At 59.8% G+C, this 26,034-nt stretch carries 25 protein-coding genes and 2 pseudogenes; 9 read left to right on the forward strand and 18 right to left on the reverse strand.

Annotated elements, in window-relative coordinates; translation table 11 throughout:
• Window positions 1–66: 66 nt before the first annotated feature.
• On the forward strand, window positions 67–1,992 hold the full coding sequence (locus HH212_RS24690) for a potassium transporter Kup (RefSeq protein WP_170204891.1): 1,926 nt from the start codon (window positions 67–69) through the stop codon (window positions 1,990–1,992).
• Window positions 1,993–2,146: 154 nt separating this feature from the next.
• Window positions 2,147–3,385: a phospholipase D-like domain-containing protein gene (locus HH212_RS24695; protein ID WP_170204892.1), complete on the forward strand. Its 1,239-nt coding sequence runs from the start codon at window positions 2,147–2,149 to the stop codon at window positions 3,383–3,385.
• Window positions 3,386–3,409: 24 nt separating this feature from the next.
• Here the strand turns inward: HH212_RS24695 and HH212_RS24700 are convergent, their stop codons facing one another.
• Window positions 3,410–3,862, reverse strand: coding sequence for a barstar family protein (locus tag HH212_RS24700; RefSeq protein WP_170204893.1), 453 nt, complete (start codon window positions 3,860–3,862; stop codon window positions 3,410–3,412).
• A gap of 144 nt (window positions 3,863–4,006) precedes the next feature.
• Here HH212_RS24700 and HH212_RS24705 point away from each other — a divergent pair, with 144 nt between their 5' ends.
• The 5 genes and pseudogenes from HH212_RS24705 to HH212_RS24725 all read left to right on the forward strand — a co-directional run.
• On the forward strand, window positions 4,007–6,169 hold the full coding sequence (locus HH212_RS24705; protein WP_170204894.1) for an FUSC family protein: 2,163 nt from the start codon (window positions 4,007–4,009) through the stop codon (window positions 6,167–6,169).
• 93 nt (window positions 6,170–6,262) lie between these two features.
• The gene (locus HH212_RS24710) at window positions 6,263–6,661 is read left to right on the forward strand and encodes a hypothetical protein (protein ID WP_170204895.1); all 399 of its coding nucleotides are present in this window, start codon (window positions 6,263–6,265) and stop codon (window positions 6,659–6,661) included.
• Between the two features lie 180 nt (window positions 6,662–6,841).
• Complete coding sequence (locus HH212_RS24715; protein WP_170204896.1) at window positions 6,842–7,330, forward strand: DUF2753 family protein; 489 nt, start codon at window positions 6,842–6,844, stop codon at window positions 7,328–7,330.
• 30 nt (window positions 7,331–7,360) lie between these two features.
• A complete protein-coding gene (locus tag HH212_RS24720; protein WP_170204897.1) occupies window positions 7,361–7,987 on the forward strand; it encodes a superoxide dismutase in 627 nt (208 codons plus the stop codon).
• A 233-nt stretch (window positions 7,988–8,220) separates the two neighbouring features.
• Window positions 8,221–8,445, forward strand: a pseudogene (locus tag HH212_RS24725) (IS5/IS1182 family transposase); the annotation flags it as partial.
• A 111-nt stretch (window positions 8,446–8,556) separates the two neighbouring features.
• On the opposite strand, the gene HH212_RS24730 reads toward HH212_RS24725, so the two are convergent.
• Window positions 8,557–9,342, reverse strand: coding sequence for a hypothetical protein (locus HH212_RS24730; protein ID WP_170204898.1), 786 nt, complete (start codon window positions 9,340–9,342; stop codon window positions 8,557–8,559).
• Window positions 9,343–9,527: 185 nt separating this feature from the next.
• On the reverse strand, window positions 9,528–9,776 hold the full coding sequence (locus HH212_RS24735) for a hypothetical protein (protein WP_170204899.1): 249 nt from the start codon (window positions 9,774–9,776) through the stop codon (window positions 9,528–9,530).
• A 108-nt stretch (window positions 9,777–9,884) separates the two neighbouring features.
• Here HH212_RS24735 and HH212_RS24740 point away from each other — a divergent pair.
• Window positions 9,885–10,822: pseudogene (locus HH212_RS24740) on the forward strand (IS5 family transposase).
• A 190-nt stretch (window positions 10,823–11,012) separates the two neighbouring features.
• On the opposite strand, the gene HH212_RS24745 reads toward HH212_RS24740, so the two are convergent.
• On the reverse strand, window positions 11,013–12,041 hold the full coding sequence (locus HH212_RS24745) for an IS5 family transposase (RefSeq protein ID WP_170203683.1): 1,029 nt from the start codon (window positions 12,039–12,041) through the stop codon (window positions 11,013–11,015).
• A gap of 147 nt (window positions 12,042–12,188) precedes the next feature.
• Between HH212_RS24745 and HH212_RS24750 the strand changes: the two genes are divergently transcribed.
• Entirely contained in the window at window positions 12,189–12,731 is a 543-nt protein-coding gene (locus HH212_RS24750) for a hypothetical protein (protein ID WP_170204900.1), read from the forward strand.
• Between the two features lie 158 nt (window positions 12,732–12,889).
• Here HH212_RS24750 and HH212_RS24755 read toward each other — a convergent pair whose 3' ends face one another.
• The 14 genes from HH212_RS24755 to HH212_RS24815 all read right to left on the reverse strand — a co-directional run bounded on the left by HH212_RS24755 (window position 12,890) and on the right by HH212_RS24815 (window position 25,981).
• Entirely contained in the window at window positions 12,890–13,675 is a 786-nt protein-coding gene (locus HH212_RS24755; RefSeq protein WP_170204901.1) for a hypothetical protein, read from the reverse strand.
• Window positions 13,676–13,714: 39 nt separating this feature from the next.
• The gene (locus tag HH212_RS24760; protein WP_170204902.1) at window positions 13,715–14,761 is read right to left on the reverse strand and encodes an OmpA family protein; all 1,047 of its coding nucleotides are present in this window, start codon (window positions 14,759–14,761) and stop codon (window positions 13,715–13,717) included.
• Window positions 14,697–15,176, reverse strand: a complete 480-nt coding sequence (locus HH212_RS24765; RefSeq protein WP_170204903.1) for a hypothetical protein — start codon at window positions 15,174–15,176, stop codon at window positions 14,697–14,699. The genes HH212_RS24760 and HH212_RS24765 overlap by 65 nt, the downstream gene beginning before the upstream one ends.
• Window positions 15,173–15,919 (reverse strand): TadE/TadG family type IV pilus assembly protein, encoded by a 747-nt coding sequence (locus HH212_RS24770; RefSeq protein ID WP_170204904.1) that lies wholly within the window; start codon window positions 15,917–15,919, stop codon window positions 15,173–15,175. Before HH212_RS24770 ends, HH212_RS24765 begins: the two co-directional genes overlap by 4 nt.
• On the reverse strand, window positions 15,916–16,290 hold the full coding sequence (locus HH212_RS24775) for a DUF192 domain-containing protein (RefSeq protein ID WP_170204905.1): 375 nt from the start codon (window positions 16,288–16,290) through the stop codon (window positions 15,916–15,918). Before HH212_RS24775 ends, HH212_RS24770 begins: the two co-directional genes overlap by 4 nt.
• 7 nt (window positions 16,291–16,297) lie before the next feature.
• Window positions 16,298–17,185 (reverse strand): type II secretion system F family protein, encoded by an 888-nt coding sequence (locus HH212_RS24780; protein ID WP_170204906.1) that lies wholly within the window; start codon window positions 17,183–17,185, stop codon window positions 16,298–16,300.
• Between the two features lie 39 nt (window positions 17,186–17,224).
• Entirely contained in the window at window positions 17,225–18,076 is an 852-nt protein-coding gene (locus HH212_RS24785) for a type II secretion system F family protein (protein ID WP_170204907.1), read from the reverse strand.
• A gap of 2 nt (window positions 18,077–18,078) precedes the next feature.
• Window positions 18,079–19,626, reverse strand: a complete 1,548-nt coding sequence (locus HH212_RS24790; RefSeq protein ID WP_308633227.1) for a TadA family conjugal transfer-associated ATPase — start codon at window positions 19,624–19,626, stop codon at window positions 18,079–18,081.
• 44 nt (window positions 19,627–19,670) lie between these two features.
• Window positions 19,671–19,871, reverse strand: coding sequence for a hypothetical protein (locus HH212_RS27780; protein WP_308633228.1), 201 nt, complete (start codon window positions 19,869–19,871; stop codon window positions 19,671–19,673).
• Between the two features lie 2 nt (window positions 19,872–19,873).
• The gene (locus HH212_RS24795; protein ID WP_170204909.1) at window positions 19,874–21,562 is read right to left on the reverse strand and encodes a type II and III secretion system protein family protein; all 1,689 of its coding nucleotides are present in this window, start codon (window positions 21,560–21,562) and stop codon (window positions 19,874–19,876) included.
• Window positions 21,563–21,635: 73 nt separating this feature from the next.
• The gene (cpaB, locus tag HH212_RS24800) at window positions 21,636–22,751 is read right to left on the reverse strand and encodes a Flp pilus assembly protein CpaB (RefSeq protein ID WP_170204910.1); all 1,116 of its coding nucleotides are present in this window, start codon (window positions 22,749–22,751) and stop codon (window positions 21,636–21,638) included.
• 194 nt (window positions 22,752–22,945) lie between these two features.
• Window positions 22,946–23,635 (reverse strand): hypothetical protein, encoded by a 690-nt coding sequence (locus HH212_RS24805; protein WP_170204911.1) that lies wholly within the window; start codon window positions 23,633–23,635, stop codon window positions 22,946–22,948.
• A 10-nt stretch (window positions 23,636–23,645) separates the two neighbouring features.
• Entirely contained in the window at window positions 23,646–24,518 is an 873-nt protein-coding gene (locus HH212_RS24810) for a TadE family protein (protein WP_170204912.1), read from the reverse strand.
• Window positions 24,515–25,981, reverse strand: coding sequence for a pilus assembly protein TadG-related protein (locus tag HH212_RS24815; protein ID WP_170204913.1), 1,467 nt, complete (start codon window positions 25,979–25,981; stop codon window positions 24,515–24,517). Before HH212_RS24815 ends, HH212_RS24810 begins: the two co-directional genes overlap by 4 nt.
• Window positions 25,982–26,034 lie beyond the last annotated feature (53 nt).

Genomic DNA, 26,034 nt, shown 5'->3' on the forward strand with positions numbered 1-26,034 from the left:
AGGGCGCGTCAGGATCGCGCGCCGCAACGCGTCTTTTTACAAAATTTTTATGCGCGCGCCGATACGATGGCGATCCCTGACCACTTCGCAGGTTTCGCCTTGGATTCGCACCACCATTCGCATCAAGCGCAGCAAAGAAAGCTCGCCGGGCTGGCGCTGGCCGCCATCGGCATCGTCTACGGCGACATCGGCACCAGCCCGCTGTATTCCCTCAAGACCGTGTTCGACCCGGCCCACGGGCTGGCGCTCACGCCGGCCAACCTGCTCGGCGTGGTCTCGCTGATCTTCTGGGGTTTGACCGTCATCGTCTCGTTCAAGTACGTCACGCTGGTGCTGCGCGCCGACAACCGCGGCGAAGGCGGCATCATGGCGCTGCTGGCGCTGGCCCTGGGCGCGGTCGGCGAACGGCGACGCCTGCACTTCGCGCTGCTGCTGGTGGGCGTGTTCGGCGCCGCCCTGTTCTACGGCGACAGCGTGATCACGCCGGCGATCTCGGTGCTGTCCGCGGTGGAGGGCCTGGAAGTGGCCACGCCGACGCTGCAGCCCTACGTGGTGCCGCTGACCATCGTCATCCTGGTCGCGCTGTACGCCGTGCAGAGCCACGGCACCGCCGGCATCGGGCGCTGGTTCGGCCCCGTCATGCTGCTGTGGTTCGCGGTGCTGGCGGCGATGGGCATCCTGAACATCGCGCGCAGCCCGGCGATCCTGGCCGCCCTCAACCCGTGGCACGCGGTGCGCTTCTTCGTGGACAACCGCGCAATCGGCTTCCTGGCGCTGGGCGCGGTCGTGCTGGCCTTTACCGGCGCCGAGGCGCTGTACGCCGACATGGGCCACTTCGGCAAGAAGCCGATCCGCCTGGCCTGGTTCGCGGTCGCCTTTCCCGCGCTGGCGCTGAACTACCTGGGCCAGGGCGGGCTGCTGCTGGCGCACCCGGAGGCGATCGCCAATCCGTTCTACCGCCAGCTGGGCAGCTGGAGCGTGTACCCGCTGGTGCTGCTGTCCACCGTGGCCACCGTGATCGCCTCGCAGGCGACCATCTCCGGCACCTTCTCGATGACCAAGGAAGCGATCGCGCTCGGCTTCCTGCCGCGCATGCGCGTGGTGCACACGTCGGAGCGCGAGATCGGCCAGATCTACGTGCCGGCGGTGAACTGGCTGCAATTGGCCGCGGTGCTGCTGGCGGTGGTCGGCTTCGGCTCCTCGGACGCGCTGGCCTCGGCCTACGGCATCGCCGTCACCGCCACCATGCTGGCCACCACGCTGCTGACCTTCTTCGTGATCCGCTACCGCTGGAAAATGAACCTGGCGCTGTGCCTCGGCGCCACCGCCCTGTTCCTGGCGATCGACGCCGGCTTCTTCTCGGCCAACGTGTTGAAACTGCTGCACGGCGGCTGGTTCCCGCTGGCGCTCGGCCTGCTGCTGTTCACGCTGATGCTGACCTGGCGGCGCGGCCGCCAGCTGGTGTTCGACAACCTGCAGAAGCACGCGATCCCGCTCGACGCTTTCCTGGAATCGCTGTTCCTGGCGCCGCCGCTGCGCGTGCCCGGCACCGCCATCTTCCTGCGCGGCGAACGTGACGGCGTGCCGCACGCGATGCTGCACAACCTCTCGCACAACAAGGTGCTGCACGAGCGCATCGTGTTCCTGACCGTGCGCATCGTCGAGGCGCCGCGCGCCGAGGAGGCGGCGCGGGTGAAGGTGGCCGGTCTCGGCCACGGCTGCCACCAGGTCGACCTCAGCTTCGGTTTCAAGGACGAGCCGGACATCCCGGCGTTGCTGATGCTGTGCGCGCGCCATGGCCTGGCGCTGGACATGATGCAGACCTCGTTCTTCATCTCGCGCCAGACCGTGATCTCGACGCCGGGCGCCGGCATGATGCCGTGGCGCGAGCACCTGTTCGTGGCGATGCAGCGCAACGCGCGCGACGCCGCCGACTACTACCGCATTCCCAGCAACCGGGTGATCGAACTGGGCACGCAGGTGGAAATCTAGGCTGCTTCCTCATCCGCCCGCTCCCGGGCCGGGAATGGGTCGGCCAGGATGTGGCGCATGAGGGTGGTCCTGGTGCGAAAAGCAAATGCAAGGGTCTTGCGTTTCGAGGCACCCTTGGGTAGCATGCGCCGTCCGCCACTATCCGCTTCCCGCCATGCGCGCTCCGCTCCTGCTGCTCTCCCTCGGCCTGCTGCTGGCCCGTCCCGCCCTCGCCGACTTCGCCGCGCGCGGCGTGGAACTGGTGCACACGGTTCCCGTCGAGACCGCGCTGGCCACGCCCGACCTGCGCGACCCCACCGTGGTGTGGAGCGAGCTGTTCGACGCCGCGAACAAGGAGATCGTGATCGCCCAGTTCTACGCGGCCAGCCAGCGCGGTGCGCGCTTCGAGCGCGTGATCGAGCGGCTGGCGGCGGCCGGCGCCCGCGGGGTGCGCATCCGCTTCCTGCTGGAAGAGCGCGGTAAATCGATTTCCGACCCGGCGACGGTCGCGCGCCTGCGCCGCATCCCGAACCTGGAACTGCGCTACCTGGAGTACGGCAAGCTGTCCGCCGACGGCATCATCCACGCCAAGTACCTGGTGGTGGACGGCAAGGCGGCCTACCTGGGCAGCCAGAACTTCGACTGGCGCGCGTTCGAGCACATCCACGAGACCGGCGTGCGCATCGATGACGCCACGGTCGCCGCGCAGATGCAGGCGATCTTCGACTACGACTGGCGCGCGCAGGACTTGCTGGCGCACGGGCAGTCCGTGGCTGCGCCGGCGCGCACGGTGGCATCCGATGCGGCGTCCGCAACGGCATCCGCCGGCGCGCGCCCGGACGTCTACCTGGTCGCCAGCCCGGCCGCCTTCACGCCCGGCGCGGTGCGCGATGCCGAGGCGGAGCTGGTGCGCCTGCTGGGTCAGGCCCGGGAAGAAGTCGCGGTGCAGCTGCTCGACTACGCACCGCTGTCCTACGGTCCCAACCACACGCGCCCGTACTACGCGGTGATCGACGACGCCGTGCGCGCGGCGGCGGCGCGCGGGGTCAAGGTCAAGCTGATGGTCTCCAACTGGAATACCGAGGAACCGGCGATCCACTACCTGCAAAGCCTGGCGGTGCTGCCGAACGTGGAAGTTCGCATCGTCACGCTGCCGCCGGCGGCGCAGGGCGTCATTCCGTTCGCGCGCGTCATCCACAGCAAGCTGATGGTGGTCGACGGCCGCACCGCCTGGATCGGCACCAGCAACTGGGCCGGCGGCTACCTGGACCGCTCGCGCAACCTGGAGCTGGTGCTGAACGACGCGCGCTTCGCCGCGCGCCTGCTGCAGCTGCACCGCCAGACCTGGGACTCGCCGTACGCCGCGCCGATCGACGTCGTGCGCCGCTATCCGAAGCCGCTGAAAGGCGGCTGACTCGCGTCCGGTGGCACCTGGCGCTCACGCCGGCGGACCGCCGTGCTCCTGCCCGGGCGCCGCACGCAGCACGATGTTCGGATGGCCGGCGAACACCTGCAGCACCAGGTCGAAATAGGTCGGCCCGCCCTGCGCCAGGCGCGCCAGCGCGGCGCGCACCGGTTCGGGCTTGAACGACTGCGGCTGCGCCAGCTTGTCCAGGTAATAGGCGCGCGTGGCCGCCACGCCCAGGGCGGCGCGCGCCCGGTCCATGCCGTGCCAGAGCACCAGCGCCGGCGCCCGGCCGCGCAGCGCGCCGTAGCCGCCGTACAGCATGTCGTCGAGCGCGTCCAGGCTCGGGCCGAGCGTCCAATCCTCGCCGGCCATGAAGACGCGGTTGATCTCGTCGTAGAACGAGGCGATGCCGTGGATGGCGGCGCCGTCGATGGCGAGGGTGTGCACGGGCGCGCCGGCGGACGACGTGGAGGGATCGGACATGGGCGTCGGGACGGAGGCCAAAACCCGCATATGCGTCCGGCCCGCGCCGATTCAATCGTCCACGCCACGGACGGCGCCGGCGCCGGTGCCGGCGTTATAATGGAGGCATCATTTCCGCTCGCGCAAGCGAACGACCCGAACCCCATGCACTACGCCCTCGCCCCGCGCACCTTCCTCTTCAGCCATTATTTCTATACCGGCCTGCGCATCGCCGCCGGCATCGTCGGCCTCACCTCCCTCGCGTACGCCGTGGCCGACCTGCCCACCGCGATGGTGGTGGCGATGGGCGCGCTGTGCACCAGCCTGATGGACCTGCCCAGCCCCCTGCGCCACAAGTTCAACGAGATGCTGGCCGGCGTGCTGATGTGCTCGCTGGTGGCCTTCGTCGTCAGCCTGTGCTCGCCGGTTCCCTGGCTGCTGCGTAGCGTGATCGTGCTGGTCTCCTTCCTCGCCAGCATGATGGTGGTGTACGGCCGCAAGGCGATGCCGCTGCAGTTCGTGGCGCTGTTCGTGATGATGCTGTCGAGCGAGGCGGCGGCCACGCCGCTGCAGGCGCTGCGCCACGGCGCCCTGTTCTTCGGCGGCGGCGCCGGCTACATGGCGTACGCGATGGTCGTGGTGTGGCTGCTGCAGCGGCGTCTGAAACAGCAGGTGCTGGCCGAGGCGCTGTACGAGCTGGCGGCGTACACCAGCGCCAAGGCCGGCTGCTACGACATGGCCAATCCGCTCGCCGCGCAGATGGAAAAGCTGGTGCGCCAGCAGAGCGTGCTGGCCGAACGCCAGCAGGCGGCGCGCGACCTGATCCTGCGCGGCAAGCCCGAAGCGGACGAAGCGGCGCTGCTGCAGGTGCACTACGCCATGTTCGACCTGTACGAGCTGGTGCTGTCGACCCATACCGACTACGTGCTGCTGCGCCAGCATTTCGCCGACGATCCGGTGCTGCCGCTGCTGGGCGACCTGATCGGCAAGGCCGCGCTCGACATCGAATCGGTGGCGTATGCGATGACGCGCGATCGGCCGTCGCGCAGCAGCATCGATTACCAGCCCGAGCTGCGCGCGCTCGGCGCCGCGCTGCGCAGGCTGCCGCCCGGCACCGGCGAAACCATCGATGCGCAGGCGGTGCTGCGCGCCGCGCACAACAAGATCGGCGAGGTGATCGCCTCGAACGCGCGCCTGCACGCCGCCAGCCGCGCGCCCCAGGGCGTGCTGCCGGCGGCATCCGGCGCCGCCCTCAAACCGCTGCTGACCCAGCAGCGCTACAGCCTCGGCATCCTGCTGTCGAACCTGCGCTGGACCTCGCCCACCTTCCGCTTCGCGCTGCGGGTGGCGATGGCGATCTCGCTCGGCCTGGTGTCGGCCGAATGGCTGCCCTGGACCTCGCACGGCTACTGGACCGCGCTGACCATCGCCGTGGTGCTGAAGCCGAACTTCAGCCTAACCCGCCAGCGCCGTGCCGACCGCCTGGTCGGCACCCTGGTCGGCTGCCTGCTGACCGCCGCGATCCTGCACTTCGTGCACGCGCCGGCGCTGCTGTTCGGCTTCCTGTTCGTGGCCACCGCGGCCGGCCCCACCTTCCTCACCATCAAGTACCGCTACACCGCGATCGCCGCCAGCGTGCAGGCCCTGCTGCTGATCGGCCTGACCGTGCCGCACGACGCCAGCGTCATCAGCGAGCGCCTGCTGGACACGCTGCTCGGTACCCTGATCGCCACCTTCTTCAGCTACGTGCTGCCGAGCTGGGAATACCAGAGCCTGCCGCTGCTGGTGGACGCGGTGCGCGAAGCCCACCGCAAGTACATCGGCGCCGCCGCCGACCTGCTGCTGGGCCGCACGGGCGACGACGTGCCCTACCGCATCAGCCGCAAGGGCTTCATGGACAGCCTGGCGAACCTGAGCGCGGCGCTCGGGCGCATGCTGGAAGAGCCGGCGCGCAAGCGGCGCGCGGTGGCGGAACTGAACAGGTTCACCGTCCAGAACTACCTGCTGGCGGCGCACGTGGCAGCGCTGCGGGTGCTGTTGCGGCGTTACGCGGAAGGCTTGCCGCGGGCGGAGGTGGAAGCCGTGCTCGGATGCCTGTTCGCCGGGCCGGGGGTGGCCCCGGGCGCGGCGCCGGCGCCGGCACCGGCCGGTGTCGCTGCGGGTGGACAGCCGGGACGGAACACGGCATGGGCGGGCTGGGTGCCGCTGCAGCGGCGCATCCGCCTGCTGCAGCAGGACGCGGCGCAGTTGGCGCTGAGCGGGGCCGCCATCGATGCGGCCCTGGGAAGGTCACTGCCGGAAAAAACAGTCACTGAAAAGATTGCCTGATCCGTAAAAATTTCTTTCTTCCAATGTTACAATCCGCAATCTTTAGGACAACAGTGATGGGCTATAGTTGCTCAGGTACTTCAGCATGTACATATGAGCGATATCGACCAACATCTTGTTTCCGAGGCGCGGCGCGTACGCGCGGCGCTCGAAGCCCTGGTGGCCCGGTTCGATCGTCTCCTCAAGCAGGGTGAAGGCATCGCGCAATCGAGCATCGCCGCCCAGAACCTGTTGCTGAAGATGGAAACCTCGCGGCTGCGCGACGAACTGCGCGCGCTCGACCGCTTCGGTACCATCTACGGCGCGCGCCAACCCTACAGCGACGTCGAACGCGTGTTCTTCGGCGTCGCGGTGCGCCAGGCGCACGCCGAGTTCTCCAGGTTTCCCGTCACCGGGCCGGCCAACCCCGATTGGGCCGCCGACCTGCGCAAGGTACGGCACCAGCTGACCCAGTCCCTCGAATCCCTACACCGGTATTTTCCCGACGCCTAGCGCATCCCGGCGCCCTGCGCGCCATCCCCGCACGGTGAAACGAGCCGCTTCGTGGCGCCCCTGTCTGTATCGCTAAGGACAAGATCGTCCAGAACGACCCGACTTGTCAATTCAAATGAGAATGATTATCATTCATTAGAATAAATCGTGCGGCCGTCCCGCACCAGCCAGGGGTTTGTCATGCACATGGATATCGCCGCATCGCTCTCGTGGAACCGCTCGCCCCAGGAGATCAGCCTGCCGCGCTGGGAAGCCGTCACCCGCAAGGCGATCGCGCTCATGCGCAGCGCCGGCGCGGGCCCGGCCCTGGCCGACCACGAGTGTGCGCTGGCCATCGCCTGCCGCCTCATCGACGCGCCGCCGTCCGGCCGCGCGCAGGACTGCGTGGCCGCACTGGTGGTGTCGCACCACAACCTTGCCGACCTGTGGCGCGCGCGCGGCGATACCGGTGGCGCCGCGGCTCACCTGTGCCGCGCGCACGAAGCGCTGCTGGCGCTGGCCTCCGACGACGGCCGCGACGCCTGCCTGCGCCAGGCCGCGCTGCGGCACCTGCGCGAAACGCATCTGGCACTGGTAGCGCATGCGGCGCGGCATGGACCGCACGACCGCATCACCCGCGCGCTGCGCCAGGGCATGCTCGCCTTCGAGCGCGGCCCGGCGCGGCACTGAACCGCCGTTTCAACCCTTCAGGAGATCAACATGCCGTATACCCTGCCCGCCTTGCCCTACCCGGTGGACGCCCTCGAACCGCACATCGATGCGCGCACGATGGACATCCACCACACCAGGCATCACCAGGCCTACATCAATAACCTGAATGCCGCGCTGGAGGGAACCGGATACGCGGACCTGCCGGTGGAGACCCTGGTCGCCCGGGTCGAATCGCTGCCCGAATCGATCCGGCTGGCGGTACGCAACAACGGCGGCGGCCATGCCAACCACAGCCTGTTCTGGACGGTGATGTCGCCGCAGGGCGGCGGCCGGCCGGAAGGCGCGCTCGCGCAGGCAATCGACGCCGACCTCGGCGGGTTCGACGCGTTCAAGGAGGCGTTCACCAAGGCCGCGCTGACGCGCTTCGGCAGCGGCTGGGCATGGCTGAGTGTCGACCGCCAAGGCAAGCTGGTGGTGGAAAGCAGCGGCAACCAGGACAGCCCGCTGATGACCGGCATCGCCTCGGGGAATACGCCGATCCTCGGGCTGGACGTGTGGGAGCACGCGTACTACCTGAAGTACGAGAACCGGCGGCCGGAATACATCGCCGCGTTCTACAACGTGGTCGATTGGGCGGAGGTAGCGCGGCGCCATGCTGCCACGTCGGCGCGCTGAAGCCGCGCTGCAAAAGCTGCGGAAAAAAGAAAAGCCACCTCGCGGTGTAATGCCGTTCAGTGAAGGCTGAACGGCATTTTTCTTTTCAGGTGTTGTAAGCGGTAGCAGGAGCTGTTAACCTGCGTCACCATGTTTGATGACGCGCTCCATTTTCTCGTGCAAGCTCAGAAAGCTCCGAATTGGGCGCGCCTTGCCCTACGAGTGGATCGAGCAGGCGGTTGCTTACATAGATCCTGGCGGCTACCCGCCGGCTTGACCGGAAGATCTGGAAAAAGTGGAATGAATATCACCGGCGCAGCCTTGTCGAGACCAAAATGCGTTGCTTCAAGCTGCTTGGTGAACGCGTGATGGCGCGCGACTTCGACCGTCAGGTCGCCGAGTTGTACGTTCGTGCCGCCATCCTCAATCGCTTAACCCGTTTGAGCACGGCCACGACGGTGGCAGTAAATATGCCGTAAATCCGTCTGGGGTTTGGAGTGCTACGCGCTCAACCGATTTATGCAACAAAGCCCTTTCGGCCGGCAGTGCGCGAACTGCAGCGAAGCAGAACGCTGTTCCGCCTCCGGTTGCTATGTTCTGGAGGTGAACCGGTAATAGCGGGCTTCCGGGTGATCCGAAGGATATCGGACGTTACTGTTGGTCTCCAGCAAGTGCTGGCTGCGACTGTTTTCTATGAAATGCTGCATTTGGAATCGGACTTTCGTTGCCTCGAACTGGTCAAGAGGTAATCCATTGCCGCGGCAGACTTTACTACTCATCCACCGAAGACCACTCGCGCCGAAATCAGATGCTTGCGGGGCGCACGAAAAATGGTCGCGCACCAGAACGACTGTTGCCTGAGCAGGCCAGGGATCGATGGCGACCATGCGGTCTGTTAGCGTGGCGGAGTTGAAGTCGCTGGTCAGTCCAGCGATGGTGAAGCGGTGGGGTATGGGGTGTGCGGCTGATACCATTGCAACCGTGTAGCGATCGGTCAGACAGTCGCGCAACATGGCCCAGGAAAAAGCCGCATAGTGGTCGCAGTTGCCGGCGCCGAGCAGGACCGCGGCAGTCGCCTTTCTTCGCGGGTGATCATCGCCGAGCCGCTCCAATTCCGCCCGCTCATCGACATCGAGATGAACCACTCCTGGAATCCTGAATCTAAGGTCCTGCCCAAATCCGGTTATTCTCACCCCGATCCGGTCGGGAGCGACTCCATAGTTATGGTTGAGGTCGTAGGCCGCTGCCGCCCTCACTTGGTGTTCAAGGCACGAATCAGGATGATTCCCCGGTCGAATCAGTTCTTTAGCACGCATGATGACGTGCCTGCCTGTTTGCTCAAGAACTTCCCAGTCGTTGGCGTCGAGTGGTGGCATGGCATTCTCCCAAGGAAGGCCCGCACGACGGCCGCCGATGTGCGACTCCTGCACCATGCGCGGCCGCCAGTTACTGGGCAACGGCTGAGAATAGCACGTTTGCATCCCGCCAAAATTTTCGGGATCTTACGCCTGAGCGTCGCCCCGGTCGTAAGTGTCAGCGGAATCCATGTCAGCAGCGCTGCTTAAAAATCGATGATCTCACGCAGCAGCCCCGGCGAGACGCGCCATTGCTCCCCGTCACACAGCAGCGAACATGACTTCGCGTTGATGAGCGTGACCGTGCTGATACGTTCGCGCAGATGCTTGTCGGTGAAGCCGACAGTGTCGCCGAGCTTGAATTCGGCCGCGCCGACGGGGCGCTGCGGCATCGGAGGCATCTGCTCGGCACGCGAGGCCGGATCGGCAACGATGGCGGCGAAGGCCGCTTCCATTGCGTGTGCGTGACGGCGTCTTGAATGGTGACGCTGGTCTCTTGCAGTGGCTTTGTTGCATAAATTGGCCCTGCAGCGGTCATGGCGGGGCAGGAGTAAGCTGAAGGCATGACCGCCCCTGCAAAACCGAAGTACCGAACGACGAACTGGAAAGACTACAACGCCGCATTGAAGGCCCGCGGCTCACTGCTGATCTGGCTGAACAAGGACATGTGTTGGCACGGTAGTACCAGCGGCAAGCGGGGGCGCACTCCGACGTACAGCGAGGCGGCTGTTCAGTTCTGCCTGACCGTCAAGGGCCTGTTCAATCTGCCCTTGCGTCAGGTGATGGTCATGACGCAGAGCCTGCTCGACTTGGCCCGGCTGGATTGGCGGTTTCCCGATTTCAGCACGGTCAGCCGGCGCCAGAAGCATCTTTCGGTGACGATCGGGGCGCAGACGACGACAACGGGATTGCACCTGCTGGTCGACAGCACGGGCATCAAGATGCTGGGCGAAGGCAAGTGGAAAACCAAAAAGCATTGTGCCGCTTACCGTCGCCAATGGCGCAAGGTCCACCTTGGGATTGATGCGACCACGTTGGAAATCTGGGCCATCGAGGTGACCGATAATGCCACCGGAGATGATCCGATACTGCCATGCCTGCTCGACCAGATTCCCGTCGCGGAGATGATCGCGAGCGTCAATGGTGACGGCGCCTACGACACGAAAGGCTGTCACGAAGCGATGCGCAACTTGGGGCACAGGCGATTATCCCTACTCGAAAGAAGGCCACGCCATGCAAGGACCTGCGTTCCGCCGCTGAAGCCCGCAATGCCATTCTAGCGACCACGCGCCAGCTTGGCCGAAAAATATGGAAAAAGTGGAGCAGGTGTCATCGGTGTAGCCTTGTCGAGACTAAAATACGTTGCCTCAAGCTACTTGGTGAACGCGTCATGGCGAGTGACTTCGACCGCCAGGTCGTCGAGTTACAGATCCTTGCCGTCATCCTCAATCGCTTCACGCGGTTGGGTACGCCCACAACTGTGGCAGTGACCATGCCGTAATTCGGTTTGGGGTTTGGGGGTATTACGAATTCTGCTGATTTATGGCCACCTCGAATAACCCAGTTTTGAACGTCAGCAGGCAATCTGAACCACGATTTAGCGTGCCGCGACTCTCCGACAACGCGATTTTTGATCGCGACACGTACATGAACAGGCTGGTTTGGCAGCCGCAGGCTGCCAAACCGTGGGTTTAGAACGGTGCCAGACCGCGTTCTTTCAAGAATACGAGACGCTTGAGGTTGTAACTGGCAGCCTTCAACTGCAGGACGAAGGTCGTGCGCACGATGCCGAGGCAGCGCACCAGTTTTCCACCCATTTGAGCCAGGGCGCCGAATACATGCTCGACACGGGCTCGCGGTGTGGCGATCGCGCGGTTGCGCCGTTTCTGCGTCTCGGAAATGCCTTTGGTCGCATGGCCGCGTCGTTGAATATGCACGCGCCACCCGGCTTGTTTCAATCTGGCTTCGCGTTCGATACTGGGGTAGCCACGGTCGGCATAGACATCCCGGCTTGTGTTGCTCAGGTCGAGCAATTCCTCGAAGACCGTGGTGTCGGCTACGGCAGCATGGGTGATGGCGATCTTGCGGATCAGCTTGCAACGCTTGTCGACGCTGGCGTGCAGCTTGTACCCAAAATGATTCTTGCCGTGCTTTTTGGTCCACTTGGCATCGACGTCCTTTTGCGCGCGCTTATGCGGTTTCCAGCCTAGCGGCATCGTGCCTTCCTTGACCGTCTCGGCCTCTTCCCGCTTGTTACGTTGAACCGGGGCTTGGACCAGCGAAGCGTCGACGATCTGGCCGCAGCGGGCAAGATAGCCTTGCGACAGCAGCTGTTGCTGGACTTGCTCGAATACTTGATTGCCTACGCCTGCCTGGGCCAAACGGTCACGGAACAGCCAGATCGTCTTGGCGTCGGGGATGCTGCTGCTTTCCGTCAGGTCCAGAAAACGCAGGAAGCTGCGCCGGTCCAGCAACTGATACTCCAGCGCGTCGTCGGCCAGGTTGTAGAGCTGTTGCAGCACCAGGATCTTGATCATCAACACTGTCGGGTATGGCGGACGGCCGCCCTTGGCACGCGACGGACGCGGCGCGGCGGCATCGATGCTCCCCGCCAGCGCCTCGAAATCCACATGCTCGGCCAGGCCCACCAGCGGATCGCCCAGCTTCGCGCGCCGGTCCTCGCGCTCCTGCTCGGCAAATAGACTGATCCGGGGTTTCATCACGGCGACACTCACTGGCTTGGTTCGATCTCAAGATTTTACCCAGCCGGCGTCAGGTCAGCCGAGGTTTTTAGAGGTGGCCTTAACCGAGCGATGGCGCCATCAAGGCCGGCGAAATCGCTCCATCTTCAACGGGAAGAGGTAGCGATGAACACCATTACTAGGATTGGCGACCTGATTACAGCTCTTCAGGAATGCGATCCGGACGGGACCATAACCATCAGTCTCGACGGCGCCCTCATCTTTGATGACGAGACACTTAGCGAAGTCGAATACAGTTTCGATCCGGTAGTTGAGATTTTATCCTCGAAATACGAAGCGAAGCGTAGCGACCGTGTCCACTTCGGACTTTCGAATAAGGATACCGAAGGTTTGGTTTCCGATCGGCGCAATCATGTTGAGGCAGAATGGGAGGCAGCTTCAACTTCTTCTGATATGGGCGTGGTTACAGATGCGCCTGTTGCGATCGCGCTTGCTTTTGACCGAGAAGCATACACAAATCTTCTGGCGGTGGTTGCCAACTGTAATCTTGCGGAGAAGAATAACCAAGGCGCGACAACACATGGGAGCCTAGATGTACCGAAGCTGCTCCTCATGCTTGCCGAAGACGCGGCAATGACAAATACCCGGCCTGGTTCGTGGGAAGGAGCGAATATGCAGCAAGTACTCGATAGTCACGGATATCAGTAACTCTCAATACTGGGAGGATGGCAAACCCGGTCGAGGACATGCGTACCGCTAGTTTTAGGTATTTCGGTTTTGCTGGCGCATTCATGCCATCAGTTTCTCGCGCACCCATGCTCGACCGCTACACGCGCCGATTCGTGCAATTAAACCGCATAGATCTGTTAATGTGTGGTTAGTGGCAAAGCTCCTTTGGTAGGCGTACATGTATCGCCTATACGAACTAAGCGGTGTATCGAAGTCGATGTACGCGCAGGTATCGCCGAAGCACCGGTGGACTCACCCAAGGCAGCGTCTTCCTTAGCCATCTCTGCAGCCTCGGCACGTGCTTTGGCAACATACTCATCCCAATGGCTGAGATTGTGTTGCGCTTCAGCCCGATCCTCGGCCGTTGCACCATTTTTTGCAGTCACGGCGAACATGGCTTTTTGTTGAGCAAAGCTGGGTAATCCCGGGATTTCTCCGCCGCCTTGACGTTCGACCGTCGATACTCTGTACTCCCAAGTGGTCGCATTCAATTTTCGCACCACGGTCGTGATGTCGGCAAAACCGCATTGCATGGTGTACGTCGTGCCATTCGCACTACTTGCTAACTTGCCACCGCGGCATGAGGAAGCTGGTGGCAATAATCCATCATTAGCACTACGCGGACCCATGCAGAAATTTTTGGATGCTTCACCTTGCACGTTCCGAATATCATTCGCACGACCTGGAGCCTGTGAATTAATGGTAGCGCGGCCGGACGTACCTTGCTGTGTAACGCGCTGCGTAGTACTTTGGCTGCGAATCTGTGCGTCAGTGTCGATACGGTAGAGACCTGGCGGCGGAAACGGGTCTGTGACGGATACTGGAGCGGCATATGTCGACGGTGTGTGAATGCACAACAACATTGCGGGCAGCGTCAAGATTTTAGCAATGTTCAAATCTGATCCGGTTTCTTTCAATTTCAAATCCTCTCTTTTCCAAACTCTACTATCCAGCACACCTCATCAGCGTACTACCATTTCGACACGCCGGTTTCTTGCTCGGCCTTCTTCACTGTCGTTCGTTGCCACCGGCGCTAGATTGGCAATACCGCGCGCTACCATGCGGGGCAATGCAATCCCATATTTGGTACTGAGGACTGCAACCACGGCATCCGCACGCTTTTGCGACAATATACTATTAGCAGCAAATTCACCCTGATTATCGGTATGGCCGACGATGAATACCTTCATTGCAGGAGCTGCCTTCAGGACACTTGCCATTTCGGCCAATTGGTCCGAAGAATTCTCGCGAACCTCAGCCTTGTTCGTGTCAAAAGTGATGCCGTACAATGCGATCTTGCCTTCGCGCTGCAGACTATTGCGGATTGCATTAGCGTCAACCGTGACCTTGCCAAGATCAATTGTCGCAGGCTCCAGGATTTCGATGAACTGACGCACGCGGCCTTCGATCGGTTTTTCGGGAAGGCCTCCCACCAATGCAACTGTTACAAAGGTTGGTCCATTAGCACCGTTCCTCTTTCCGCTATAGTAGTGAAAGCCGGGCTGATTACCACTGTTGAAGATGTTGCGGGTAATACTGTCCGCGGTCTTCCAGGCTGCGCGGCGAGGCAATTCGACGATCATTGGTTGCACGCCAGCAGATTCGCATTGCGCCGACTCACAGGCATACAGCGTCTCGAAGCCCGCAGCTTCCAGAGCCTTGCGGTAGTTGCGATATACCTCCAGGGGAGTGATTCCCTTTGGAGCCAAGTACCAGCGGTCACTTACCTTACCTTCGAATGATTTCAATACAGCCCGGCTTTTTTCGTTAATCACAACCGAGGCACTGCCAACATTCTGTCCGCCAAAACCATAGAGGATCGATCCCTGGTAGCGCGACACCAAAGCATGGTCGCTGCCTCCGGGACGGTCGCTATTGAAAGGATCTGCCGCTTGGGCATTGCTCGCGAATGCCAACAAAAGCACCAGCATGGCAATGACTGCATCAGCGGACTGGGCGCGCACGCCGCAATTCTGCATGAAGAGACTGGATATTCCTTTGATGCTCATACAACTCCTCGTTGATGCGCTGGTTTTCGGCAGCGCTAGGTTTACGACCTTCTGGCTTGTCCTGTGAACGTTTAAAAGCGTCCGCATACTTACGTGCTTCCAATTCCAGTTCTTCTTGCAGGATTACGACTCGGTCACGGTCGCGGCTGGCCTGTTCGCCTGCGCTGATCTGCATGCGCGGATCCTGAGCACTTGTTGATGCTACTTGTCTAACTTTGGACGGAACTACTGGCGTCACAAGCGGCACTACTTTCGCGGGAGCGGCCTCGATCGTCTTAGCCATTTGCGAACCTGTTCCGGCATTACGATTGTGGATTACTTCGATTCCCTGCGCGTCAATGTATCGCGTCGCTTCGATCTGCGCTGTAGCAGTCATCGACCAGCCTAGCATGAATAAAAAACCGAGTATTTTCATCTTAGATTGGCTTCGAAAAAGGGCGATTGCATGCGTACCATCGCCTCACTACGGATGACAATCCGTGGACCACGAAATAGTGGATTGATGCAATTGCGAGGGAGTGTAGAACCACTTGTCCCGAAAGGATCGCTCATTCCATTCGCAGACAAAGCCGGTGAAAATGGAGATAGTGCATTAACACCCGCATAGATCACTCGATCCATGACCGGTACGATCAAGCGTAAGCAGTAGTCCACTCTCACATGCAGAATGTTCGCGTCCTGGATCGAAATGCGGGACGCAGTACCTGGACCGCTGTTCCGGTAGCTGAGCGTATCGCTCGGCAATTCACGGCCACCTACACCGTCAAGCCGGTTGCGCCCGAAATCGCGCAACGCCGCACGGGTAGGATTCAACACATTCAATTCCACCATGCCCATTCCTGCTATGGTTTCCTTGTTCGCATCGATCAGGGCCGCTCCATATCCTGCCATGCTCGGATCCTTGGCAAACAGCGGCGCCAATCCGCCTGCCAGCGCCTGGCGCATCTTGGCGTCGCTCCCATTACTGACTGCCCCCGCTCGCGCGGCAAGCATGGTCGCGTAATTCAAGGTGGCGCGCGCCTGATAGATCAACGCCACCTGGATCACACCGAACACAAGAAGTATCAGCAAAGGAAAGACAATCAGGAACTCTGTCGTGGATTGACCCGCTTGTGCTTCCAGATGCGACACATGCACCAATTGCGATGCGGGCTTCATGCTGGCATGTTACGCCCTAAGGCGCAATCAAAAGGAAGACGCACGCCCTGACAAATACCGCAGACTTCCGCTTCACCAGCAGCCATTTCCAGAACACTATGTGCTCGCCAATGACCATCCATGCGAAATGCGGGCAAATCGGTAGTTACTTTCAAGACCAGCCCGGCGCGATCTAGATAGATAAGGTCGAGCGGGTAGCCCATTCCTACCGTGTGAATCAGACGACAAGATTGCAGGAGCATGCCCTCGCCTGGCTCCAAACGCGGGCGACCGAGTAGTCCACGCATGCGTTCCAACGGCGTTGATGCCACCGCCAGTTTGATCCGACGCAGGCCAGCCTCGCCGGAAAAATCAATTGTGTAAATATCCATCAAGTCCTCAAAAAGCGCCCGACTGCATGAATTTGACAGCGATCGGAAACATCAACACGAGGAAGGTCACGGGAAATATAAAGGCCACCAGCGGAAAGATCAGCTTGACAGGCGCTTCCATGGCCAGTTTCTCGGCCAGCTGAAAACGTTCGATGCGACGCTGGTCGGCTTGGCTGCGGAAAGTCGGTCCAAGGCTTGCGCCCATCCGTTCCGCTTGGATTACGGCACTTATGAAGCTGCTAACTTGTGGAATTTGTACCCGCTCATCCATCCTACGCAGTGCCTCGGCACGAGTAAGGCCAGCACGCAGGTCGCGTAACACGAAGGCGAATTCATTCTTCAGCGGACTCGTAGGTCCTTTGGAAACTGCTTGCCCGATCGCACCTGCCATGTTCAACCCGGCCTCCACTCCCATGGTCAAGAAGTCAAGGTAGACGGGAAGCGCTTTCACCATGAGTTTGCGACGCTTCTTGAGAGAATCCTTGAGCCAGACCCTGGGATAGATGAAGCCGAAGGCGGCTGCGCCCAACAGGACGAGGAAGCTGTCCACATCAATCAGCTTGCATGCTACCAGCGCCAGCACGAAGAAACCAATCATCCCTACCAGGCAAAGGGCCAGGAACTGCGTCGGGCTCATCAAGTACAGCAGTCCCGACAGTCGCAACGATTCGGCTGGACCCGCCAGCAATCGTTGCGGCAGTCGCTGGCACACGTGGTAATCCACTACACGAAGCAAGGGCCAAAGCATGCGTAACCCACGCGGCAGTGGATCAAGGTATTCGCGATCTTCTTCGGGTACTTCAGCCTTCAGGCGCAAGGCGCTGTAGATGACCGCCGCTGCGAACGCCACAAAGGAAAGCCCGACGAAAATTGCGATTAGTAGCTGGGTCAGCATGTCATGTACTCCAATAGATTCATGCTTTGTCTAAAAATACTAAACATCGATCTGGGTAATTTTGCTGATGAAGTGATAGCCGACGCCAACTGCAATTAAGATCACCGCCAAAGTACACCAGCCATACCATTCGCTGAACAACGGTGCCATTGCATCCGGCTCCATGACGCGTAGGATCAGAATCAGAAATACTGGCAAGCCGGACATGACAATTCCCTGCATCTTGCCCTGCGCGGTTAGGCTGCGGATCTTTCCCTCCATTTGCAGCTTAGCGCGTATGGTCCGAGAAATCGACTCCAGCGTTTCAGCTAGATTGGCGCCGACTTCGCGTGCCAAGGCCATACCGGCAGTCACCATCGCCAAATCCTGAAGGGGGACACGGCGCTCCAGGTTTTGCAAGGCGGCGCTGAAATCCGCACCCAAGCGCATTTCCCGCAGCAACAGTTCAAATTCCTGCGAAACCGGAGGCATTGCTTCGGTAGCTACGCTTTCCAATGCAATCTGCAGGCTGGCGCCAGCGCGCAGCGCTCCCGTGATCATCATCAAGGCGTCGGGCAGCTGCTGCTCGAACTGGCGCAGACGGCGGCGGGCGATGAAACGCACCACATAGCGCGGTGCCACGAACGCAAGGGCCACGCACATAGCGACCAGTACGACGTTCCTAAACAGCACCCATGCCACTAATGGCGACAGGATCAGCACGCCTACGTTGATCGCCAGGATGCGGCTGGCGTCGGTAAAAATGAACATCCCCTCCAAGTCCGATTTGGCGCTCGATGCCTGGCGATTCTGGCGTTGTGCAAACCAGCGGCTGCCGAAGTACAGCGCCATGAAGATGAGGACAAGACCGCAGAAGAAGAAAACCGCGATGAGTAATGCTGGATTATCCATGATCAAAATACCCGCTTTACCGTACGCGCCATTGTGGAGTCCTCGCGTCCATAGATCGACATGTCGACCGGGATGCCACGCGTCGCGAGATCCTGGATGAAATCGGGAATGTGACCGGTCGGTACGAATCGCCCGCTGACCTTGCCTTCTGGCGTGAACCCGTCCTGTTCAAAGCGGAAGATATCCTGCATCGATACGATATTGTTCTCGATCCCCGTCACTTCGGTGATGTATGTTACCCGTCGCGTACCGCATGAAAAGCGCGTCTGCTGCACGATCAGGTTGACGGCCGAGCATATCTGCTCGCGGATCGCCTGCATTGGAATGTCCAGCCCACTCATCAACGTCATCACCTCCAGTCGCGAGAGGCAATCCCGCGGACTATTGGCGTGCGCCGTCGTCAAGGACCCGTCGTGACCCGTATTCATCGCTTGCAGCATGTCGAGCGCCTCGCCGCCACGGCACTCGCCGACCACGATACGGTCAGGACGCATCCGTAGGCAGTTCTTGACAAGGTCGCGTATCGTGATGGCGCCGCGACCCTCGATATTCGCTGGCCGCGCTTCCAGCGAAACCAAATTGGGCTGCGAAAGTTGTAGCTCGGCCGCGTCCTCGACGGTAACAATGCGCTCGTCATCCGGGATGAAATTCGACAACACGTTCAACAAGGTCGTCTTGCCGGAGCCGGTACCGCCCGATATGACGATATTGGCACGGCGCTCCACGGCTACACGCAAGAATGCGATCATCGCTGGATCGATCGCGCCGAAGCCGACCAGATCATCGGTAGTCAGCTTCTTGCGAGCAAACTTCCGGATCGTCAGGCTCGGGCCCTTGATTGCCAGAGGAGGAATGATCGCATTCACACGCGATCCATCCTTGAGACGTGCATCGACCATTGGTGAGCTTTCGTCGATACGCCGGCCCAAAGGAGAAACGATGCGCTCGATTGCCGCCAATACAGACGCATCATTGGAAAAAGTGACGTGCGAACGCGCCAATTGACCACTGCGCTCGATAAATATATCGTTGTGCCGATTCACCATAATCTCGGTCACTGTCTCGTCGTTCAACAGCGCTTCCAAGGGTCCGAGTCCAACCACCTCGTTCAGCACCAGGTCACGCAGCATGCTGCGCCAATGCAGCATCGGACGAAACGCCACATCGGTATCGATGATTTCGTTGATGATCTTGTGGACCGTTTCACGGAGTTCGGTGTCGCCCATACGCGATACGTTCACCCGGCGGAGGTCCATCGCACCGATCAGTTTCTTGTGGAGGGCACCACGGGCAGCAATACCTTCAGGCTTTTCGAGAGGGCTCTCGCCCGCCTCTTCTGGACTCATGCGGGGCACGAGGCGTCGTTCGACGCGTCCAGATGGCTGGGTAGCGACTGGCGCAATCGTGCTCGCCTGGCTAACAGGGGGCGGCGCGGGCACCGATGCTGGCACGCCAGCCTGCTGAGGCCGCACTACTTGGGCTTGGCCAACCCTTGCCAGCGCTGGATCGACATGATTGACGCGCACCATGTAATCGTTCAGTTCGATCACGTCGGTGCTGGCGACCGGACCATACTCATTGATCGCTGCGCCGTTTACACGCAATGGGGCGATCCCCCGCCATCCTTGATGAATACGCCACCGTTGACGACACTGATCTGCAATTGGCGGCGTCCGACTCGCCATCCCGTCAAGGTCAACAGACTGCCTGCGTCCTTCCCGAGAAAACATTCGGTATCCTCAGTGGTCAGATCGCCGAGCAATTCGTCGCGTCGGAATACCTGTACGCGGATCATGTCTACTCCTTCCTTCCCGCAGGCGAGGAAGGATTGATGTCGAATGGCGGCTTGGTTGAGCCCTGCACCTTGCGCTCGAACTCGCGCTGTCCTTCTAAGCCGCGCTCCCGCAATTGGGTGGCCAACCCATCACCCGCCTTGATAATTTCCGCCTGTACCAGCACGACCAATTCTGTCTTGTTGTTTCGGAAGTCATCGGAGCGGAACAAACGCCCGAAGATCGGAATCCGGCTGAGGGCAGGAACCCGGTCGATAGCGCTCGACAATTCACTGTTAACCAAGCCGGACAGGGCAACGACCTCGCCAGGCTTGATGCTGACTTCGGTTGCCGTATTGCGCGTGATAAACCCTGGAATGCCGCCCACGGAAACCGCAGTATCTATCTGGGACAATTCAGTAGAGAGTTTTGCCGAAATAGTATCGCTTGCATCGATGGTAGGCTCGATATCGAACAGCATCCCATACGGCTTGAACTCGACAGTCGTCGCGCCGAATGCACCGGTCAAAGGAATTGGTACCTCCCCACCGACCTGCAGCCTTGCCTTGCCGCCGCTACGTGCGGTCAATTCCGGCGAAGCGAGCACGCGCGCGTCGCCATCGGTAATACCAAGGTTCAACCGTGAAGTCAGCGTGGTGGCCAGGCCGAAGAAAATGCCCCTGGTAGCGCCATTGCGGGTGATGAACTCGGGGTTGGCCGCCAACAGGTTTCCTTCGCCCCTCGGTGGGGAAATATTACCGTATATACCCGTATTCTTGGCGACTCCGGTAGCACCTATAGTCGGGCCGGCGGCGTCATTTGCCCAGTTGATCCCGAGTTGCTCGAGCAGGGTACGTTTGACTTCCACGAATGTCAGCCTGAACAATACGGAGCGGGTAAAAGCACTGCCCTGGTCTTCCTGGATGTTGTTGACTACATTTGGCAATTCCGCAAGGCGGCCACCTATGCGCGCCAGTACTTCGCGATGAGCGGTACCGGAAAGCATGAGATCCGGTCCTACCTGAGTGATCACAATGCCCTTGTTGTCCCCGATGAGCGCTTCCACCTTACTGCGTACTAGCGCCATGTCCTTGCTCAGGACCTGCACGCGGTAATTATCGACTGTATTGCCGCTCCAGACCATCAGGCTGGTATCGCCGACCTGCTCGGCGATCAGAAGCAGATTCTTATCGACGGCAGTGGCGCTGACAATGTTTCCATTACCAAGCGCTACGCGGGTTACCTTGCCTTTCACAGGAACCAACTTGATCTCGCCAAGCACGATCGATAGCGGCTGAACCGGAGCATAGACCGGCTCGGACGCTGCGGCTCGTGCCGCCAGGGGATGCACACGTACGGGGTTGCGTCGTACTTGGGCAGTGGGCTTGGGAGAGACGCATCTGGCTGGCAAGGTAGCGGGGGCGCAAGCTGTCGGAACCGCAGTTGACGCCGTCGCAGGCGAAGCCGCATTGGCCATCGATGGTACTGCTAGTTTCGCGGAATTGTCGATCAGTACTCCGGTCCCCTTTGCCGGTACGGTAATAATCTTGTTAACGGGTTTAGAAGCTTGTTCAAAGGGGTTCGGCGATGCAGAAGCGGCGTCCGTGGATTCCATGGAAACCGGAGTTATTGCATAAACATGCTGCAATGGAAACATCAACAAACACAATGTGGAAAGAAGCGATGTATCCAGTAGAAATACTCTTTTTTTCATGAACGACCTGTGTTTTTTCTCTTATTTAGATGAAGAAGGTACTGGAACGTATATTTCCATAGACCATGATCCTTTACCTGCGTAGCGCCGGTACTGGGCTATTGGCCCGGGTAACTGGAGTCAGTTGGAAAGTGGGTGCTGCATTTCGCTCGCTTGTGTCGGAACTCGGCATACCCTGTGTACTTCCTGCATTTGGAACGGCAGCCGCGTTCTGCGCACCTGCTTGCCGCAAGGCCCTTGCCATATCCATCGACGGTGGAACGCTCAACTGGGAAATTAATTTTTCCTTTCCACCAACGATGAATTCGATGCCAGCGTTACGGTCACGACGTGCGCCAGGAAGCAATTCCGTGCCGCGCACCGCTGCGAGGGCCACAGGCGCACGATCGGTACTACCGCGCAGGGCAATACGATAAGTTCCCATCTTCTGACCAATCAGGAGGCGCGCCGCCTCGCGTGGTGAGACCAGCACGGTCACTGTGTCAAAGCTTTTGTCTTTTCCCTGTACTTCCCCTGGCCTTACCATGTTTGCAGTACGGATGTCAGGCTGGTTGACGTCCTGGAAATCTGTTCCCGTTGCCAGCACTACCAAGTCCTGCATGTACAGGCTGGCCTGGTCGATATCCGCCTCTGCCGATTCAGGACCATCGCTCGTATTGCTTCCTTGGGGACGCTTGGGTACCTTCGACAACAGGAAAAGATCGATACGGTGATTCGGGCGCAACGTCTGCGCGATCGAATTCACATTATCGATTTCGATGGTCAATGCACGCTGTCCTGCCGGCAGGATGGTCGCGACGTCTCGCACCTCCGGCGCCATCAGGTCCGTCAGCCGTAGAGGCCGTCCCCTAAGCACCGGACGCGCGAGCTTCATACCCTCCATCGTCAGGAAATCATCGGCAAGGATGCTGTCAGGGTAGACCAGGTCCGCCTCTACCGGCCTCGAAACGAAGTTAGTGCGGTTGAGGACTGTTCCTTCCTTTGCATCGACTACAGGAACTGCAACGGTAACCATCTGCGTGGCACTGCGCTTGCCCTTCGCTGCAATCTCCGCCTTCATACTTGCTTCACGCTGCTGTAAATAAACATACGCAAACCAAGCAACAGCTGCAGCCATCAATGCCGCTATGGCAAGCAGGACGATGGGGCTTTTGAACTTGTTTAACCTTGCCGGGGGAGATGTTGCCATTTTTTTCGTACATCGCTTTCATGAAGTGAGGGATATCGCAAACGAATACGCGCTGAAGAATTTTTTTATGGCAGTGATCAGCTCTTGGATAGGACTGGGCCCCAGGGCAACAGCAACAAGCACGAGCAGACAGAAAACAGCCACGACAAGGTATTCGGTCATGGCTTGTCCCTGTTGACTAAACGCTGGCTTCCTCATAGCTCTTGCGCCAAATTAACAACGACTTTACTGCCAGCTTCGCGCCGGATTACAACCTCGATCCGCTCACGACCACGCTGGGCACTTACGGAAGCGCCGGTAAACCGCTGGTCGCGGCCCATCATGCCGCTAGCACGTACGCTACCCCATTGATCATCTGTCAAACGTCTTTTGTAGAACGTCACCAGATCCTCGACCGACTGGTTGCTTTCCAAAAGTACCGTACTACCCTTGCGCCCATCGTCTTCGCTAGTGACGGTCGATAGCACTTTGGCACCGGCGGGCATTGGCGCTGGATTGCGAAGCGAAGTTGGCTTTTTCAAGCGATTCACGGCAAGGTAGCCGAATGATCCACCCTGGTCGATCAACTGGAGGGTCGTCATGCATTTTTCGCTGAGTGCCGACAGTACGTTCCAGCCTTGCGCCTGGTTGCGGCGAACCGCATAGCCTGCTTCGGCCCATTCTTTTTCGAGCCGCTCGAGCACTGCTGGCATTGCCTCTCTACTTTCAACCTGCAGGATGGAAAGCGCCATGCCATCGACCGTGACCTTGTCCGCAACGCTAGTCGCGCTCATTCCATTTGGAACCTTTTCAGGACAAGCCACGGCAATGGGTGCCGCCAGGACGGTCACAAACAACCAAGAAACAAACAGGAATGAAAAGAGAGCTGGACGCGCTGGTATCATCGACGCCTCTTCACCGCAAGCGATCGGCGGGAACGACGTCGGGCGCTACTTTGCCGAAATCCGCACTCGGGCCGTTCAAGTTCCATGCACGCATGCTGAGCACGGCAGCGTTTCCCGCATAGTTGCCAAGGCCTTTTGCCATCGGTACTGCCTCTTGGACCATAGCGGTAGTACTGACCGACCCGTTTGCAGCCCATGTGTTCGAAAGGATGGCGCCCTTTCCAGTAAAATTCAGTCCATTCCATTGATCACGCCATACCGAATCACGCGGCCATAGGCGCTGATAAGCGGTGCTGCGTTTGCCGATTTCCTCGAGGCGCACATTAGCGATCGCGAGCGTGTCAGTTGGAAGCGGTGGAACGATGCTGACTACGCCGGGGATCGACACTGTCTCCAACAACCCAACTGCCCGTCCGGCAATATCGTTAGTTGGCCGGGAATTATTGATCGCGCTACCAAGCTGATCATAACGGTCGAGATATGCAACATTTGCGTTGTCTCGCCACATTGGATCAACGCCGTTAGCAAAGGTGCTAGCGTTCCGATCGCTCTGCTTGATGACGGTGGTCGGTTGCGAACGATCGTTCAACATACGAACAGCGATCTCGTTACCGATTTCACGGTCACTTTTTTGATTGGGTGCGTTGAGTTGAGCAAAACGCGTAGAACCATTGTCATACCACACCGTGCGCTCCCATGCCGCATAGCGTCCGGCCATGTTGGCCGTATGGCGAACGTCGGCAAGTTTGCCGATCACGACCATGGCGAGGAACAAGGGTACCAGGAAGAATATGCCGCCTACCAGAAACTCCACCAGCGCTTGGCCGTTAGCTTTTCGCTTGCATGACGGCCGACGAATTCGAAGAATGGAGAAAGATTTCAAGGCGCCCCCATCGATGCAATAACCGCCGATGCTGGATTCTCTACCAACTGTGCTTGCCAATAGGGATTGAACAAGTTGGCCATTTCGGTTTTCCTGTCACTTCTTGCCCACCCTGCCTTTGTAAATCCAGTATCTATATTGGAACGATAGAAGTAAGCACTGCCTGATGCCAGGGTCCGCATTGTGTCACCTTTCATCTCCGGATCAGATCGAATGGTGCGAGCTCCACTTCCCATCACGCGCGTCGATGTACGGATGTCTACGGCGTCATGCCTTACCTCTATTGTGAATGGTAAGGCGCCCCCATTTAACGCAGCGCTTTGGTTCGCAGGTGCTCCGCCAGCTGCTAATGGATTGGCGATATCACGATAGTAGTCCTGCAAGCCTCCTGTCGCCGCATCCAGGCTTGTACCTGGGCCACGTGAGTAGCGCGAGCGCGCAGGAATTGCCATCAGACCCGTCATGGCACCACCATAATTGCGTGTCTCACGAGGATTACCATTGAAGCCGATCCGTGTGCCGTAGCCGCCCCTGCTTCCGGCGAGCCCACCGCCAGAGCCGCCAGCACCGTCTTGCAGCAGTGGATAGCCAAAAGGTATTCCTACCGGCGTCTCACAGGCCACAAAACCTGCGCCCTGCGTAGCATCCAATGCTAGCCAACGTTTTTTATTGGCGCTGAGGAGTGTTCCTCCATCATGCGCAAAACCATATAGAGTGAATACAGGGATGGCGGGAGGTGGGCATGCAACCGAAGTTGGAATCGACTCCCAAGACGCCACCAATACCGAACCACGATCCCGTATCAATTCGTCCGTCGATTCACGATTCACCACCACATTGGCAAAACGGTCCGCGACTTGGGTCAGTGCGACAGCACTATGCCTCGCGGAGTAAGCCTTCCAGTTGCGCAGTTGATCAGCAGTATAGGCGGTCTGAAAGCTCATCAGGCTGATGCCAGCTTTGTCATCATTTTGTTTGACGACTTCGTTCGCCACCAAGGTAACATCGAGAGCCGTCGTATCGTGATGTAGCTCTTGAGCCTGCTCGAAAAGCCTGATCAATTCGTCCAGCAGCTTAACTGCAGTCGGCGCCACGGCAGCATAGGCGGCAGCCAATGCCTCGACCGGCTCGGCTTTCGCGATCGTCCAGAATGGCTTGAAGGATGGTACGACGTTTGCAGTGAACGTATGAGCGGCATTTCCCATACGCTTGTGCGTGGCTGCTGCGTCTTCGGTATAGGACTTGAGACTGACGAGCTGGGCAACCGATACTTGGTTCGCAACCATAGCCCGATTGGTATAGGCAGAGAAATTGTGGTCTCGCGCCAAGAGAAGCGCGCCACTGTACGCGCCAGCATCTGCCGCATTCTGTAGCTGCGTTTTAGAATTTGCCAATTGTCCGCTGTTATAGAGCACTAGACAGACCAAAGCACTTGCAGCAGCAAAAAGCAGGGTGAAGATCATTGCCTGACCACGTTGCCTTGGCAATGCGGCTAAGGATCTGCTATCAGGCAATG

The sequence above is a fragment of the Massilia forsythiae genome, assembly GCF_012849555.1.
Lineage (GTDB): Bacteria > Pseudomonadota > Gammaproteobacteria > Burkholderiales > Burkholderiaceae_D > Telluria > Telluria forsythiae.

What these genes read in the sequence shown, in the direction of transcription:
- HH212_RS24720 (WP_170204897.1), top strand. Translation starts at nt 7,361, where the DNA reads ATGCCGTATACCCTGCCCGCCTTGCCCTACCCGGTGGACGCCCTCGAA.
- HH212_RS24750 (WP_170204900.1), top strand. Translation starts at nt 12,189, where the DNA reads ATGAACACCATTACTAGGATTGGCGACCTGATTACAGCTCTTCAGGAA.
- HH212_RS24705 (WP_170204894.1), top strand. Translation starts at nt 4,007, where the DNA reads ATGCACTACGCCCTCGCCCCGCGCACCTTCCTCTTCAGCCATTATTTC.
- HH212_RS24730 (WP_170204898.1), bottom strand. Translation starts at nt 9,342, where the DNA reads ATGCCACCACTCGACGCCAACGACTGGGAAGTTCTTGAGCAAACAGGC.
- HH212_RS24690 (WP_170204891.1), top strand. Translation starts at nt 67, where the DNA reads ATGGCGATCCCTGACCACTTCGCAGGTTTCGCCTTGGATTCGCACCAC.
- HH212_RS24695 (WP_170204892.1), top strand. Translation starts at nt 2,147, where the DNA reads ATGCGCGCTCCGCTCCTGCTGCTCTCCCTCGGCCTGCTGCTGGCCCGT.
- HH212_RS24710 (WP_170204895.1), top strand. Translation starts at nt 6,263, where the DNA reads ATGAGCGATATCGACCAACATCTTGTTTCCGAGGCGCGGCGCGTACGC.
- HH212_RS24780 (WP_170204906.1), bottom strand. Translation starts at nt 17,185, where the DNA reads ATGCTGACCCAGCTACTAATCGCAATTTTCGTCGGGCTTTCCTTTGTG.
- HH212_RS24760 (WP_170204902.1), bottom strand. Translation starts at nt 14,761, where the DNA reads ATGAGCATCAAAGGAATATCCAGTCTCTTCATGCAGAATTGCGGCGTG.
- cpaB (WP_170204910.1), bottom strand. Translation starts at nt 22,751, where the DNA reads ATGGCAACATCTCCCCCGGCAAGGTTAAACAAGTTCAAAAGCCCCATC.
- HH212_RS24700 (WP_170204893.1), bottom strand. Translation starts at nt 3,862, where the DNA reads ATGTCCGATCCCTCCACGTCGTCCGCCGGCGCGCCCGTGCACACCCTC.
- HH212_RS27780 (WP_308633228.1), bottom strand. Translation starts at nt 19,871, where the DNA reads ATGATCCGCGTACAGGTATTCCGACGCGACGAATTGCTCGGCGATCTG.
- HH212_RS24775 (WP_170204905.1), bottom strand. Translation starts at nt 16,290, where the DNA reads ATGGATATTTACACAATTGATTTTTCCGGCGAGGCTGGCCTGCGTCGG.
- HH212_RS24795 (WP_170204909.1), bottom strand. Translation starts at nt 21,562, where the DNA reads ATGAAAAAAAGAGTATTTCTACTGGATACATCGCTTCTTTCCACATTG.
- HH212_RS24745 (WP_170203683.1), bottom strand. Translation starts at nt 12,041, where the DNA reads ATGAAACCCCGGATCAGTCTATTTGCCGAGCAGGAGCGCGAGGACCGG.
- HH212_RS24735 (WP_170204899.1), bottom strand. Translation starts at nt 9,776, where the DNA reads ATGGAAGCGGCCTTCGCCGCCATCGTTGCCGATCCGGCCTCGCGTGCC.
- HH212_RS24765 (WP_170204903.1), bottom strand. Translation starts at nt 15,176, where the DNA reads ATGAAAATACTCGGTTTTTTATTCATGCTAGGCTGGTCGATGACTGCT.
- HH212_RS24785 (WP_170204907.1), bottom strand. Translation starts at nt 18,076, where the DNA reads ATGGATAATCCAGCATTACTCATCGCGGTTTTCTTCTTCTGCGGTCTT.
- HH212_RS24715 (WP_170204896.1), top strand. Translation starts at nt 6,842, where the DNA reads ATGCACATGGATATCGCCGCATCGCTCTCGTGGAACCGCTCGCCCCAG.
- HH212_RS24815 (WP_170204913.1), bottom strand. Translation starts at nt 25,981, where the DNA reads ATGATCTTCACCCTGCTTTTTGCTGCTGCAAGTGCTTTGGTCTGTCTA.
- HH212_RS24805 (WP_170204911.1), bottom strand. Translation starts at nt 23,635, where the DNA reads ATGATACCAGCGCGTCCAGCTCTCTTTTCATTCCTGTTTGTTTCTTGG.
- HH212_RS24770 (WP_170204904.1), bottom strand. Translation starts at nt 15,919, where the DNA reads ATGAAGCCCGCATCGCAATTGGTGCATGTGTCGCATCTGGAAGCACAA.